This window comes from Streptomyces sp. L500, assembly GCF_054551825.1.
In genome coordinates this window covers 379,965-394,229 of record NZ_JBTOLC010000001.1, presented here as the reverse complement: position 1 = coordinate 394,229, position 14,265 = coordinate 379,965, and the positions used below count along the sequence as shown (strand labels likewise).

9 protein-coding genes are annotated in these 14,265 nt (G+C 73.2%); 8 read left to right on the top strand and 1 reads right to left on the bottom strand.

The window, feature by feature from the left end; all coding sequences use genetic code 11:
* Nucleotides 1-74: 74 nt before the first annotated feature.
* The 6 genes from ACX9I7_RS01975 (at nucleotide 75) to obgE (ending at nucleotide 9,877) form a co-directional block, all read left to right on the top strand.
* Nucleotides 75-2,000 (top strand): TIGR03960 family B12-binding radical SAM protein, encoded by a 1,926-nt coding sequence (locus ACX9I7_RS01975; RefSeq protein ID WP_459386308.1) that lies wholly within the window; start codon nucleotides 75-77, stop codon nucleotides 1,998-2,000.
* 155 nt (nucleotides 2,001-2,155) lie between these two features.
* Complete coding sequence (locus ACX9I7_RS01970) at nucleotides 2,156-2,935, top strand: TIGR03936 family radical SAM-associated protein (RefSeq protein ID WP_387576122.1); 780 nt, start codon at nucleotides 2,156-2,158, stop codon at nucleotides 2,933-2,935.
* Nucleotides 2,936-3,154: 219 nt separating this feature from the next.
* On the top strand, nucleotides 3,155-7,468 hold the full coding sequence (locus ACX9I7_RS01965; RefSeq protein ID WP_459386307.1) for an Rne/Rng family ribonuclease: 4,314 nt from the start codon (nucleotides 3,155-3,157) through the stop codon (nucleotides 7,466-7,468).
* Between the two features lie 247 nt (nucleotides 7,469-7,715).
* Nucleotides 7,716-8,036: a 50S ribosomal protein L21 gene (gene rplU, locus ACX9I7_RS01960; protein ID WP_018538042.1), complete on the top strand. Its 321-nt coding sequence runs from the start codon at nucleotides 7,716-7,718 to the stop codon at nucleotides 8,034-8,036.
* A gap of 14 nt (nucleotides 8,037-8,050) precedes the next feature.
* Nucleotides 8,051-8,305 carry a 50S ribosomal protein L27 gene (rpmA, locus tag ACX9I7_RS01955; protein WP_126914116.1) on the top strand — a complete coding sequence of 85 codons (255 nt, stop codon included), beginning with the start codon at nucleotides 8,051-8,053 and terminating at the stop codon, nucleotides 8,303-8,305.
* A gap of 132 nt (nucleotides 8,306-8,437) precedes the next feature.
* Complete coding sequence (gene obgE, locus ACX9I7_RS01950) at nucleotides 8,438-9,877, top strand: GTPase ObgE (RefSeq protein ID WP_387575851.1); 1,440 nt, start codon at nucleotides 8,438-8,440, stop codon at nucleotides 9,875-9,877.
* An 88-nt stretch (nucleotides 9,878-9,965) separates the two neighbouring features.
* On the opposite strand, the gene ACX9I7_RS01945 is transcribed toward obgE, so the two are convergent.
* Nucleotides 9,966-12,020 carry a hypothetical protein gene (locus tag ACX9I7_RS01945; protein ID WP_387575853.1) on the bottom strand — a complete coding sequence of 685 codons (2,055 nt, stop codon included), beginning with the start codon at nucleotides 12,018-12,020 and terminating at the stop codon, nucleotides 9,966-9,968.
* 308 nt (nucleotides 12,021-12,328) lie between these two features.
* Between ACX9I7_RS01945 and proB the strand changes: the two genes are divergently transcribed.
* Nucleotides 12,329-13,423: a glutamate 5-kinase gene (gene proB / locus ACX9I7_RS01940; RefSeq protein WP_358630801.1), complete on the top strand. Its 1,095-nt coding sequence runs from the start codon at nucleotides 12,329-12,331 to the stop codon at nucleotides 13,421-13,423.
* 250 nt (nucleotides 13,424-13,673) lie between these two features.
* On the top strand, nucleotides 13,674-14,138 hold the full coding sequence (locus tag ACX9I7_RS01935) for a hypothetical protein (protein WP_126914112.1): 465 nt from the start codon (nucleotides 13,674-13,676) through the stop codon (nucleotides 14,136-14,138).
* Nucleotides 14,139-14,265: the final 127 nt, after the last annotated feature.

Below are 14,265 nucleotides of genomic sequence, written 5' to 3'. Positions count from 1 at the left end.
TGGCGGACAGCGCTCCTCGCGCGGCACGTTACGCTAGAGAGTCGCACTGTGCCCGCTCACGAAGGTTCGCCCAGATGACTGCCGAATCGGTCTTCCCACAGCTCGAGGCCCTGCTCCCGCATGTGCAGAAGCCCATCCAGTACGTCGGTGGCGAGCTGAACTCCACCGTCAAGCCCTGGGAGGAGTGCGACGTCCGCTGGTGCCTCATGTACCCGGACGCCTACGAGGTCGGACTCCCCAACCAGGGCGTCATGATCCTCTACGAGGTCCTCAACGAGCGCGAGGGCGTCCTCGCCGAGCGCACCTACAGCGTGTGGCCCGACCTCGAGGCCCTGATGCGCGAGCACGACGTGCCGCAGTTCACCGTGGACAGCCACCGGCCGGTCAAGGCGTTCGACGTCTTCGGCCTCAGCTTCTCCACCGAGCTCGGCTACACCAACATGCTCACCGCACTGGACCTCGCCGGGATCCCCCTGGAGGCCAAGGACCGCACGATCGACGACCCGATCCTCCTCGCCGGCGGCCACGCGGCCTTCAACCCCGAGCCCATCGCGGACTTCATCGACTGCGCCGTCATCGGCGACGGCGAGCAGGCCGTGCTGGAGATCACCGAGATCATCCGCGCCTGGAAGGCCGAGGGCCGCCCCGGCGGCCGCGACGAGCTGCTGCTGCGCCTCGCCAAGACCGGCGGCGTGTACGTCCCGCGCTTCTACGACGTCGAGTACCTGCCCGACGGCCGTATCGCCCGTGTCGTGCCCAACCAGTCGGGCGTGCCGTGGCGGGTGTCCAAGCACACCGTCATGGACCTCGACGAGTGGCCCTACCCCAAGCAGCCGCTGGTCCCGCTGGCCGAGACCGTCCACGAGCGGATGTCCGTGGAGATCTTCCGCGGTTGCACGCGCGGCTGCCGCTTCTGCCAGGCCGGCATGATCACGCGCCCCGTGCGCGAGCGCAGCATCACCGGCATCGGCGAGATGGTCGAGAAGGGCCTCAAGGCGACCGGCTTCGAGGAGGTCGGCCTGCTGTCGCTGTCCTCCGCCGACCACACCGAGATCGGCGAGGTCGCCAAGGGCCTGGCCGACCGCTACGAGGCGGACAAGATCGGCCTCTCCCTGCCGTCGACCCGCGTCGACGCGTTCAACGTCGACCTGGCGAACGAGCTGACCCGCAACGGCCGCCGTTCCGGTCTGACGTTCGCCCCCGAGGGCGGCTCCGAGCGCATGCGCAAGGTCATCAACAAGATGGTCTCGGAGGAGGACCTCATCCGGACCGTCGCCACCGCCTACGGCAACGGCTGGCGCCAGGTGAAGCTGTACTTCATGTGCGGCCTCCCCACCGAGACCGACGAGGACGTCCTCCAGATCGCCGACATGGCGACGAACGTCATCGCCAAGGGCCGCGAGGTGTCGAAGTCCAACGACATCCGCTGCACCGTCTCCATCGGCGGTTTCGTGCCCAAGCCGCACACCCCCTTCCAGTGGGCGCCGCAGCTCTCCGCCGAGGAGACCGACGCCCGTCTGGAGAAGCTCCGCGACCGGATCCGCGGCGACAAGAAGTACGGCCGCTCCATCGGCTTCCGCTACCACGACGGCAAGCCCGGCATCATCGAGGGACTGCTCTCCCGCGGCGACCGCCGCGTCGGCGCCGTCATCCGCGCCGTCTACGAGGACGGCGGCCGCTTCGACGGCTGGCGCGAGCACTTCAGCTACGACCGCTGGATGAAGTGCGCCGAGGCGACGCTGCCCGAGCAGGGCGTCGACGTCGACTGGTACACCACCCGCGAGCGCACCTACGAGGAGGTCCTGCCCTGGGACCACCTGGACTCCGGTCTCGACAAGGACTGGCTCTGGGAGGACTGGCAGGACGCCCTCGACGAGACCGAGGTCGAGGACTGCCGCTGGACCCCGTGCTTCGACTGCGGCGTCTGCCCGCAGATGGACACCCACATCCAGATCGGCCCGACGGGCAAGAAGCTGCTGCCGCTCTCCGTGGTCAAGTGAGCACCATCCGGTGACGGGGGCGTGCGGGGCCGAACCCCGCACGCCCCCGTACCACCGGGCCGGCGCGCGTACGCTGGGCAGCAGCACGACCGCACTCACTGAAGGAAAGAACACTGGGCAAGCGACAGCCCGAAGGACCGCCGCCCGCACCCGTGGTGCAGCGCATTCGACTGCGCTACACCAAGCGCGGCCGCCTTCGGTTCACCAGCCACCGCGATTTCCAGCGCGCCTTCGAGCGGGCGCTGCGGCGCGCCGAGGTGCCCATGGCGTACTCGGCGGGCTTCACCCCGCACCCCAAGGTCTCCTACGCCAACGCCGCTCCCACCGGCACGGGCAGCGAGGCCGAGTACCTGGAGATCCAGCTCGCCGAGGCCCGTGACCCCGCGCACCTGCGGGCGCTCCTCGACGAGTCGCTGCCGGCCGGCCTCGACATCGTCGACGCGGTCGAGGCCCACACGTCCTCGTTCGCCGACCGGCTGCAGGCATCCGTATGGGAACTGCGCCTCGACGGCGTCGAGGTCGCGGACGTCCGGCGCGCGGTGGAGGGGTTCCTGGCGGCGGAGACCGTCGAGGTCCAGCGACGTACCAAAAACGGGTTGCGAACCTTCGACGCGCGTGGCGCGGTGGCCCGACTCGAGGCCCTCGACGCTCCGGCCGATAGGCCGGGCGACGGTGCCTGTGCGATACTGCGGCTGGTTGTTCGGCACGTGACACCTGCCGTACGACCCGACGACGTCCTGTCCGGTCTCCGCGCTGTGGCCGACCTGGCGCCGCCGGTCCCCGCAGCGGTGACCAGGCTGGCGCAGGGGCTGCTCGATGAGGAGTCCGGCACGGTGACCGACCCGCTCGCGCCCGACCGCGACGCCGCCCCGGCCGCCCCATCCACGGCCGCCGGGCCGAGCGCCGCGCAGCAGGTGCCGGAAGGTTCCCGTTAGGGACGGCCGTCGCCGCGCCGCCGCGCCACCAGGGAGCCACCCGGTCCGGCAGGCGCACTGACCAGGAGACTTTCGCCGGTGCCGTGACACTCGGAACCGGCGAGCGAGAACAGCTCCCGTGCGGCGATCGCGCCCCGGGCCGCGGTACCGCGCTCATCACGCGGTGTCGTGGCCGGAACCCGGCGCGGCGCCCGGGAGCGTGACGGGAGAACCGCCCGCATGCTCGAAGCCATTGAGCCCAAGGAGCCGGGGGCCGCGCAGAGCGTTCCCGGCAACAACAACGATGACTCGCCCAGCGACACGCTGCCGCCGCGCCGCCGTCGCCGGGTCGCGTCCCGCCCCGCGGGTTCGCCCGTGACCTCCGGCGCGTCCGAGGCCCCGGCCGAGGCCGCCGCGCCGGCCGCCGAGGCCGCAGCCCCGGAGACCCCGGCGCGTCCGCGCCGCCGGGCCACCCGCAAGACGGCCGCCTCGGCCGCCGTCGAGCCCGCGACGGCCGCGTCGTCCGAGGCCGCCCCGGCCGAGGAGGCGCCCACCCGCCGCCGCGCCACGCGCAAGGCGACGGCTCCGGCCGGTGCGCCGCAGGCCGCCGAGGCCGCTGCCGAGCCGGCCGCCGAGGCCGTGACCGAGGCCGAGGAGGCGCCGGCCGCCCCCGCCCGCACGCGTCGTCGCGCCACCCGTAAGGTGTCCGCTCCGGCGGGTGCCCCGCAGGGTGCCGAGGCCGCGGAGCCGGCCGCCGAGGCCGTTCCGGAGGCCGCGCCCGTCGAGGCCGCAGCCCCCGAGACCCCCGCGCGTCCGCGCCGCCGTGCCACCCGTAAGGCGACGGCTCCGGCCGGTGCGCCGCAGGTCGCCGAGGCCGTTGCCGTCGAGCCGGCCGTCGAGGAGGCGCCCGCCGCCGCTGTGGCCGAGGCCGAGGAGGCCCCCGCCGCCGCCCCCGCCCGTACCCGCCGCCGCGCCACGCGCAAGGCGACGGCTCCGGCCGGCGCGCCGCAGGCCGTCGAGGCCGTCGTGCCCGCTGCCGAGCCGGTCGCCGAGGAGGCGCCCGCCGCTGCCGAGGTCGAGGAGGCTCCGGCCGCCCCCGCCCGCACGCGTCGTCGCGCCACTCGTAAGGCGTCCGCCCCGGCGGGTGCCCCGAAGGCCGCCGAGGCCGTCGAGGCCGACGTCGTCGTGCCCGTCGCCGAGGTCGAGGCTGAGGAGGAGCCGGAGGAGGCTCCGGCCGCCGCGCCCGTCCGTACGCGTCGTCGTGCGACGCGCCGCGCGTCCGCCCCGGCCGGCGCGCCGCAGGCCGTCGAGGCCGTCGTGCCCGCTGCCGAGCCGGTCGCCGAGGAGGCGCCCGCCGCTGCCGAGGAGGCTCCGGCCGCCCCCGCCCGTACGCGCCGTCGCGCCACGCGCCGCGCGTCCGCTCCGGCGGGTGCGCCCAAGGCCGCCGAGGCCGTGGAGCCCGTCGAGGAAGCGGCCGTCGAGGCCGTGACCGAGGCGGAGGAGCCCGAGGCCCGTCCCGCCCGTACGCGTCGTCGTGCCACCCGTAAGGCGTCCGCCCCGGCGGGTGCCCCGCAGGTCGCCGAGGTCGTCGCCGAGGCCGAGGAGGAGCCGGAGGAGGCCCTGGAGTCCGCCGCCGAGCCCGTAGCCGAGGAGGCCCCGGCCCGCCCCGCCCGTACGCGTCGCCGCGCCACGCGCGCCGCCGAGGCCGCCGCTCCGGTGGAGGAGGCCCCCGAGGGCGGCCGTCGCCGCCGTGCGGTGCGTCCGCCGTCGGCCGTCTTCCAGGCGCCGGTCTTCGCCGAGCCGATGTTCCAGACGCCGGAGACCGCCGCCGCGGCCGCCGCCGCCGAGGTCGTCGCCGAGCCGGTGGAGGAGGCCGCCCCGCAGGCTCCCGCCGAGGAGCGCGGCCGTCGTCGCCGTCGCCGCCGCGGCGAGCCCGCCGAGCAGGTCGCCCCGGCCGCCCCGGCTGTCGAAGAAGAGCCCGAGGCGCTGGAGGAGCAGGCCGAGGAGGCCGTCGCCGAGGACGAGGAGCTGGGCGAGCGCCCGTCGCGCCGTCGTCGTCGCGGTGGACGCCGTCGCCGTCGTGGCGAGACCGCCGAGGCCGAGGGTTACGCGGAGGAGGCTCCGGCCGAGGAGGCCGCCGAGCCCGCCGAGGAGGAGCCCGAGGACGAGGAGGAGGCCGAGGAGTCGGCCCTCTCGTCCGCCGGCAGCCGTCGTCGCCGTCGCCGCCGTCGGCGCAGCGGTGAGGCCCTGGAGGCCGAGCCGGGCGTGGACGAGCCGGAGCGCACGGTCGTCAAGGTCCGCGAGCCGCGCGAGCGCGCCGCCCGCACCGAGGGCGGCACGGGCTTCGACGAGGTCCAGTCCATCAAGGGCTCGACCCGTATGGAGGCGAAGAAGCAGCGCCGCCGCGAGGGCCGTGAGCAGGGCCGCCGCCGGGTGCCGATCATCACCGAGGCCGAGTTCCTGGCCCGCCGCGAGGCCGTCGAGCGGGTGATGGTCGTGCGTCAGCACGGCGACCGCACGCAGATCGGTGTGCTCGAGGACAACATCCTCGTCGAGCACTTCGTCAACAAGGAGCAGGCCACCAGCTACGTCGGCAACGTCTACCTGGGCAAGGTCCAGAACGTGCTGCCGTCGATGGAGGCCGCGTTCGTCGACATCGGCAAGGGCCGCAACGCCGTCCTGTACGCCGGCGAGGTCAACTTCGAGGCGCTCGGCATGGGCAACGGCCCGCGCCGCATCGAGACCGCGCTGAAGTCCGGCCAGTCCGTGCTCGTGCAGGTCACCAAGGACCCGATCGGCCACAAGGGCGCCCGCCTCACCAGCCAGGTCTCCCTGCCCGGCCGCTACCTGGTCTACGTGCCCGAGGGCTCGATGACCGGCATCAGCCGCAAGCTGCCCGACACCGAGCGCGCGCGCCTGAAGCAGATCCTCAAGAAGATCGTCCCCGAGGACGCGGGCGTCATCGTGCGCACCGCCGCCGAGGGCGCGAGCGAGGACGAGCTGCGCCGTGACGTGGAGCGCCTCCAGGCGCAGTGGGAGGAGATCAAGAAGAAGTCCAAGCAGATCTCGACGAGCGCGCCGAGCCTGCTGTACGGCGAGCCGGACATGACCGTCCGGGTCGTCCGCGACATCTTCAACGAGGACTTCTCCAAGGTCATCGTGAGCGGTGACGAGGCGTGGCAGACCATCCACGGCTATGTCTCGCACGTCGCCCCCGACCTGGCGGACCGGCTGCAGAGGTGGACGTCGGACGTCGACGTCTTCGCCACGTACCGGATCGACGAGCAGCTGTCGAAGGCGCTGGACCGCAAGGTCTGGCTGCCCAGCGGCGGCTCGCTGGTGATCGACCGGACCGAGGCGATGGTCGTCATCGACGTCAACACCGGCAAGTTCACCGGTCAGGGCGGCAACCTTGAAGAGACGGTCACCAGGAACAACCTGGAGGCGGCCGAGGAGATCGTGCGCCAGCTGCGGCTGCGCGACCTCGGCGGCATCATCGTGATCGACTTCATCGACATGGTGCTGGAGTCCAACCGGGACCTGGTGCTGCGGCGTCTGCTGGAGTGCCTGGGCCGGGACCGGACGAAGCACCAGGTCGCCGAGGTGACGTCGCTGGGCCTGGTCCAGATGACCCGCAAGCGGGTGGGCCAGGGCCTGCTGGAGTCCTTCTCCGAGTCGTGCGTCCACTGCAACGGCCGCGGTGTGATCGTCCACATGGACCAGCCGTCCTTCGTGGGCGGTGGCGGCGGCGGTGCCGTCGGTGGCAAGCGCGGCAAGAAGAAGGGCAAGGCCGCCGCCGAGCCGGTCGCCGAGGCCGCTCCGGCCGCCGCGGAGGCTCCCGCCGAAGCGGCTGTCGAGGCGCCCGAGCTGGAGCCGGTGACGGTGGCCGAGGCGGATCTGGTGCCCACGGTCGCCGGTGACGACGAGTGGTTCAGCAGCCCCGCCGAGGCCGAGGCGGCCGCCCGCAGCCGCGGTGGCCGTACGCGCCGCCGGGCGACCCGCAGGGTGTCCGCGCCGCAGGCCCCGGCCGAGCCTGAGGTCGTCGTGGTGGAGGCCGCCCCGGCCGAGCCCGCCCCGGAGCCCGAGGCGGCGCCCGCGCCGGTCGTCGAGCCCGAGGTCGTGCCGGAGGCCGTCGTCGAGCCGGTGGCCGAGGTGGCCGCGCCGGTCCGTACGCGCCGTCGTGTCACCCGTAAGGCGTCCGCTCCGGCGGGTTCGCCGGCCGGGGCCGAGGACGCCGCGGTGCTCGTCGTCGCCGCGCCGGAGCCCGAGGCGCAGGCCGCCGAGGAGCCCGTGGTGGTGGCCGAGGCCGACGTCGAGGTGATGGCCGACGCGGAGCCCGAGGCCGCCCCCGCCAAGAAGACGGCCCGTAAGACGGCCGCCAAGAAGGCGACGGCGAAGAAGGCGACCACGGCCAAGAAGGCGGCGGCGAAGAAGACCACCACCGCCAAGAAGGCGACGGCGAAGAAGGCGGCCACCAAGACGGCCGCCAAGAAGGCGCCCGCCAAGCGGACGACGAAGAAGGCCGTGGCGGCCGAGCCCGCCGCGGAGGACTGAGTCACCGTCCCCGCCGGGGCGGGCCCTTGACGGCCCGCCCCGGCGAGGGGGTCGGTTTGACCCCCTGGTCAAGGCCCCGTAACCTTGACCGTCGGTGTCTGTGCAAACCTGTGCGACACCGAAACCCCTGAGCAAACACCTCCCGGCCCCGCCGGGGGAGGCCGCTCGTCCTTTCAGGATCGTCATGGGCCCCGCCCGTGCGAGCGGCTGGCATCAGAGGTCCGTTCCTAGCGAGAGAGAGTTCCGCGTGTACGCGATCGTGCGCACCGGCGGCCGCCAGCAGAAGGTTGCTGTCGGCGACGTCATCGAGGTTGACCGTATTTCCACCAGCAAGGTCGGCGACACCGTCGAGCTCTCCACGCTGCTGGTCGTCGACGGTGACGCTGTCACCAGCGACCCCTGGGTCCTGGCCGGCGTGAAGGTTCAGGCCGAGGTTGTCGACCACCACAAGGGCGACAAGATCCGGATCCAGAAGTACAAGAACAAGACCGGTTACAAGAAGCGCATCGGTCACCGTCAGCTGCACACCGCGCTGAAGATCACCGGCATCGACGCCCCGGCGAAGTAAGGGACTGACACAAAATGGCACACAAGAAGGGCGCATCGTCCACCCGGAACGGTCGCGACTCCAACGCTCAGCGGCTCGGCGTGAAGCGCTTCGGCGGTCAGCTCGTCAACGCCGGTGAGATCCTGGTCCGCCAGCGCGGCACCCACTTCCACCCGGGCGCCGGTGTCGGTCGCGGTGGCGACGACACCCTGTTCGCGCTGAACGCCGGTGCGGTGCAGTTCGGCACCCACCGCGGCCGCAAGGTCGTCAACATCGTCCCGGTCGCCTGATCATCTGATCAGCACTCCGTAGAGCGATGAGCGAGGGCGGACCTCGCTTCCCCGGCGGGGAAGCAGGTCCGCCCTTGTCGCGTTACAACAGAGACATTCCCGCACTTTCTGCGTATCTGGAGGCACCCCGCTATGACCACCTTCGTGGACCGCGTCGAGCTGCATGTCGCCGCGGGTAACGGAGGCCACGGCTGCGCCTCCGTGCATCGCGAGAAGTTCAAGCCCCTCGGTGGCCCCGACGGCGGCAACGGCGGCCGTGGCGGTGATGTGACGCTGGTCGTCGACCAGGCCGTCACCACGCTTCTGGAGTACCACCACAGCCCGCACCGCAAGGCCACCAACGGCAAGCCCGGCGAGGGCGGCAACCGCTCCGGCAAGGACGGCACGGACCTCGTCCTGCCGGTCCCGGACGGCACGGTCGTCCTCGACCGGCACGGCAACGTCCTCGCGGACCTCGTCGGCCAGGGCACCACCTACGTCGCCGCCCAGGGCGGCCGCGGCGGCCTCGGCAACGCCGCGCTGGCCTCGGCCCGCCGCAAGGCCCCGGGCTTCGCCCTGCTGGGCGAGCCGGGCGACGACCAGGACATCGTCCTGGAGCTGAAGACCGTCGCCGACGTGGCCCTGGTCGGCTACCCGAGCGCCGGCAAGTCCTCGCTGATCTCGGTGCTCTCCGCGGCCAAGCCGAAGATCGCGGACTACCCCTTCACCACCCTCGTCCCCAACCTGGGCGTGGTCACCGCCGGCGCGACGGTCTACACCATCGCCGACGTCCCCGGTCTGATCCCGGGCGCCAGCCAGGGCAAGGGCCTGGGCCTGGAGTTCCTGCGCCACGTCGAGCGCTGCTCGGTGCTGGTGCACGTCCTGGACACCGCGACGCTGGAGTCCGAGCGCGACCCGCTGAGCGACCTCGACGTCATCGAGGCCGAGCTCAAGGAGTACGGCGGCCTGGAGAACCGGCCCCGCCTCGTCGTCCTCAACAAGGTCGACATCCCGGACGGCCAGGAGCTCGCCGAGATGGTCCGCCCCGAGCTGGAGTCCCGCGGCTACCGGATCTTCGAGGTCTCGGCGGTCTCCCGCCACGGCCTGAAGGAGCTCTCCTTCGCGCTGGCCGACATCGTGGCGAAGTCGCGTGCCGCGAAGCCGAAGGAGGAGGCGACCCGCATCGTCATCCGCCCGAAGGCCGTCGACGACGCGGGCTTCACCGTCACCCAGGAGGAGGACGGCCTCTTCCGCGTGCGCGGCGAGAAGCCGGAGCGCTGGGTGCGCCAGACCGACTTCAACAACGACGAGGCCGTGGGCTACCTGGCCGACCGCCTCAACCGCCTCGGTGTCGAGGAGCAGCTGATGAAGGCCGGTGCCCGCGCGGGCGACGGTGTGGCCATCGGCCCCGAGGACAACGCGGTCGTCTTCGACTGGGAGCCCACGATGCTCTCCGGCGCCGAGATGCTGGGCCGCCGCGGTGAGGACCACCGCTTCGAGGCCCCGCGCCCGGCGGCGCAGCGCCGCCGCGACAAGCAGGCGGAGCGCGACGAGTCGGACCAGGAGTACGAGGGCTTCGACCCGTTCGCGTAAGTCTTGTTCTCAAATTCCCCCAGCTACCGCTGGGAGGTGCCCCCAGGGGGCTGGATTCGTCCAGCCCCTCCGGCGTTTTCGCGGGCGCTCAGCCGCCTTGGGCGGCCTCCGACTCCTCCGCCGCGGCGAGGCGGGGGGCCGGGATCTCCGAGGCGCGGGCCTCCATCCGGGCCCGGCGCTCGTCCGACTTCGCGGCCAGCGCCAGCGCCGCCGCGTTGAAGCGGGTCAGTGAGGGCGGGTCGGCCGGGCCGAGCAGCCGGACCTTGAGCTCCGCGCGCGCCGCCGCCAGGTGGTCGAGGGCGGGGTCGCGGACGGCCGCGAGGAGCGCGGGGACGCCCTCGGCGCCGGGTGTGAGGATCGTCGCCGCGCCGACGGTGGGGAAGGCCGCCCGGAACTCCTCCTCCGTCAGCCCGCTGGTATTCGCGACCGCATAGGGCTTCTCGCTGATCAGATAGTCGGACACGACGCTGGAGACATCGCTGATCAGCAGATCCGAGCGGTTGAAACAGCCGAAGAGCGAGGGACGCGCCTCGGTGACGACCTGGTGCTCCCACTCCGGCAGCGAGGCCCAGTAGGCCGCCTCCCAGGCGGCCGTGGCGGCCTCGACGGTCTCGGCGCGGCCCTTGTCCGGCGTGGACTGCAGCAGCATGCGCTCGACCTCGTCGGCGCTGTCGCGGAAGTGGCAGGTGGTGAGCCGGTCCAGTTCGGCCGTGCGGCGGGCGAGTTCGGCCGCCGCCTCCGGCCCGGGGCGGGGGCCGGAGCGTTCGGCGGCGGCCCGGCGGATCAGCGCCTGGACGCGCTGGTCGGCGCGGCCCGCGCGCGGGTCCACGGAGCCGGTCATGGGGTGCGGCTTGTACAGCACGCGCACACCGGGGTCGGCGAGCAGGGCGCGCACGATGTTCTCCCCCGCGAGGATGACCGACGTGTTGCCGGGGTTGCCGTCCCAGCCCTCCCACGTGGGGGCGTAGAGGACGGTCAGGTACGGCCCGGTGGGCGCGCCGCCGCCGGCCGGTTCGATCGGCGCCAGTTGGGGGCGGCCCACCTCGACGACGTCCTTGTCCTCCACGCCGATGTCGGCGAGCTGGTAGCGCTCCCGGGCGGCGGGGCCCGCGACCCAGACCTCGTCGTAGGCCTTCGCGTAGGGGTTGCAGCTGGAGAGCTTGTCGCTCTCGCCGTGGTTGACGAAGGCGTGCTTGATGGACGGCATGCGCAGGACCTGCGAGGTCTTACCGGAGTTGGCCGGGTGCAGCATCATCTTCAGCGTGGACTTCTCCAGGGCCATCAGATGGACGACCTTGGGGATGCAGAGCACGGGCACGTCGGTGGCCTCGATCTTCTGCATCATGAACCGCTCGCGCAGCACGATCAGCGGACTGCCGTCCAGTGCGCCCATGGTCGAGAGCCACATGTTCGCCTGGTACGCCGAGGTCGTCCCGCCGGAGAAGTACATGCCCATGGTGGGGCGGTAGTCCGCCAGCCAGCGGTCCAGCCACTCCAGCGCCCGCGCCTCGTCGACCGGCCGGTTCCCCGGGCGCAGCCAGCCCGCCAGGTAGGCGGTGCCGCCGAGCGCGCAGGCGAGCGCGGCGCTGACGCCCGCCACGGCCCAGAACTCCTCGCCGGTGGCGGCGGCCGTCAGCATCCCGGCCGTGGCCGGCACGGCGAAGCGCAGCAGCCGGCGGCTGTGCTGACGGGCCAGCAGCCGGGGCGGCGCGGAGGTCAGCCGCAGTCCGGTGGTGTCGATGTTCCGGGTGAGGAAGGGCAGGGTGCGGCTGCGGCGGACGAGGATCGCGGTGACCTGGCAGGCGAGGTGGGCGCCGTAGAAGAGGACGAGCCCCGCGACGACGGGGGCGTAGTCGCGGGGTGCGTCGTCGCCGCCCAGGCGCAGCAGGCCGAGGAGGATCAGCATGTCGCGTTGGAGCTGCCGGACCATGACGTCGAAGCGGATCTTGCCGAGCACGGCGACCAGCCCCGGGTCGCGGTGCTGGAGGAGGAGGTCGAGCGCGAGGGCGGCCGCCGAGGAGGAGATCAGCAGGGGGACGTCCGGCAGCAGGGCGCCGACGAGCTGGGCGACGAACAGGGCCAGCATCGAGAGCAGCGCCGCGAGCTGTGCCGCCCGGCGGGAGGCTGTTCCGGCAGAAGGCACGGGAAGGCTCCTGGCAGGAGTGCGTGGGGGATGCGTGGGGGAGGGGCCGTCGTGGCCCACCGGAGGGCACCACGGAGTGAACGGTCGGTGACAGACCGTATGACGGTGGCAGGCCGGCGGGCAATCTTCCATCCGGCCGATCAGCCCAAAACGGCGGCGAACGGACGCAATCGTCAGACGGTAGATTTGCGGGTCCGGAACAGTCCGCCGACCGGCGGAGCATCGGTGATCACAGGGGTGTACGTACGTTGACTGGGGCAGAGCAGCCGGAGGAGGTCCGGCGGGAGGTCGTCGCGGCCCGCAGGATCGTGGTCAAGGTGGGGTCCTCCTCACTCACCACTGCGGGTGGAGGACTGGACGCGGACCGGGTTGACGCGCTCGTCGATGCTCTGGCCAAGACTCTGGCCGCGCGGGGTGCGGGGGAGAAGGAGATAGTCCTGGTCTCCTCGGGCGCCATCGCGGCCGGCCTGTCCCCGCTGGGCCTTCCCCGGCGCCCCCGCGACCTGGCGCGGCAGCAGGCCGCGGCCAGCGTCGGGCAGGGGCTGCTGGTGGCCCGGTACACGGCCTCCTTCGCCCGCTACGGGCGCCGGGTCGGCCAGGTGCTGCTGACCACGGACGACACCAGCCGCCGCGCGCATTACCGCAACGCCCGCCGGACGCTGGACCAGCTGCTGGCCATGGGCGCGGTGCCCGTCGTCAACGAGAACGACACCGTCGCCACGGACGAGATCCGCTTCGGTGACAACGACCGGCTGGCGGCGCTCGTCGCGCATCTGGTCCGGGCCGATCTGCTGGTCCTGCTCTCGGACGTCGACGGCCTGTACGACGGCGACCCCAGCATCCCGGGCACCTCCCGGATCGCCGAGGTCACCGGCGAGAAGGAGCTGGAGGGGATCTCCATCGGCAGCGCGGGCAAGGCCGGCGTGGGCACCGGTGGCATGGTCACCAAGGTCGAGGCCGCCCGGATCGCCGCCGCGGCCGGCATCCCCGTCGTCCTCACCTCCGCCAGCCAGGCGGCCGACGCCCTGCGCGGGCGCCCCACCGGCACGTACTTCCATCGCACGGGCCGCCGCTCCGCCGACCGGCTGCTGTGGCTCGCGCACGCCTCCACGCCGCGGGGCGCCCTGACCCTGGACGAGGGGGCCGTGCGGGCCGTCGTCGAGGGCACCGGCTCGCTGCTGCCGGCGGGCATCGCGGCGGTCGAGGGCGAGTTCAGCGCGGGCGACCCGGTGGAGCTGCGGGACCCGGCGGGCCGGGCCGTGGCGCGCGGTCTGGTGACCTACGACGCCGGGGAGATCCCCCAGCTGCTGGGCCGCTCCACCCGCGACCTGGCGCGCGAGCTGGGCCCGGGCTACGAGCGGGAGGTCGTCCACCGCGACGACCTGGTCGTGCTGCGCGGCTGAGCCCGGTCGCGCCGCGCGGCCCGGCGTCGCGCTCCCGGTCGCGAATGCCGTGTCCCTGACGGGCGTTAACCACGGAGGACAGGGTCCCGGTAAGTCCAGCCTTTCCATGGACCCTTTCCGTAAAACCGTCACGCGGCCGCCCGCCGACTGGTCAACTTTGATACACGGGGCCGTCGTCGGACGGGCGGTCCCACGGCACCACACGGCTCCGCCGCACGCGCGCGGAGCGGCGAGCAACAGGAGGCCGCCGGTGAGACGAGGGCGCCCGGGGGCACTGCCCCGAGGCACGGCTGGGCGGACACTGACCAGCGTCGGGACGGCCGGGACGGACGACAGGCCGGGGGAGCGGACCGAGACCGCCGCGAGCGGCGCGCCCTCGCGGCTGTGGCACATCACCCTCAGCGTCTCGGGCACCGAGGCGCCGCTGGGGGAGGTCCGGCGGGCGCTGGAGCAGCTCGCCCACGACCACCCGTTCCTGCTGACCAGCCGCTACGCCAACGATCACGCGGAGATCCGCTACTGGGAGGAGGCGCGCGACCTCCACGACGCGGCGGCCGTGGCGCTGCGGCTGTGGGGCGAGCACCGTTCCACGGCCAGGCTGCCGCCGTGGGAGATCGTCGGCCTCGAGGTCATCGACCGTGAGACGTATCACCAGCGGGTCGCCGAGGGCTACGGCCCGCTGCCGGCCACCCCGGTCGGGGTGCACCCCTTCTGACCGCGCCTGCTCCTGAGCGCCGCCGACGGGCCGGTCGCCGCCGGTCGCGGAGGGGCGCGCGTGGTCGCGGCCGTCCCGGAGTGTGGAATTCCGGGTGGTCGCGGCCCGCCCGCGGTTAGGCTGCGGC

Coding starts and splice junctions, on each gene's coding strand:
- ACX9I7_RS01975 (WP_459386308.1), top strand. CDS start 75: ATGACTGCCGAATCGGTCTTCCCACAGCTCGAGGCCCTGCTCCCGCAT.
- rpmA (WP_126914116.1), top strand. CDS start 8,051: ATGGCACACAAGAAGGGCGCATCGTCCACCCGGAACGGTCGCGACTCC.
- obgE (WP_387575851.1), top strand. CDS start 8,438: ATGACCACCTTCGTGGACCGCGTCGAGCTGCATGTCGCCGCGGGTAAC.
- ACX9I7_RS01965 (WP_459386307.1), top strand. CDS start 3,155: ATGCTCGAAGCCATTGAGCCCAAGGAGCCGGGGGCCGCGCAGAGCGTT.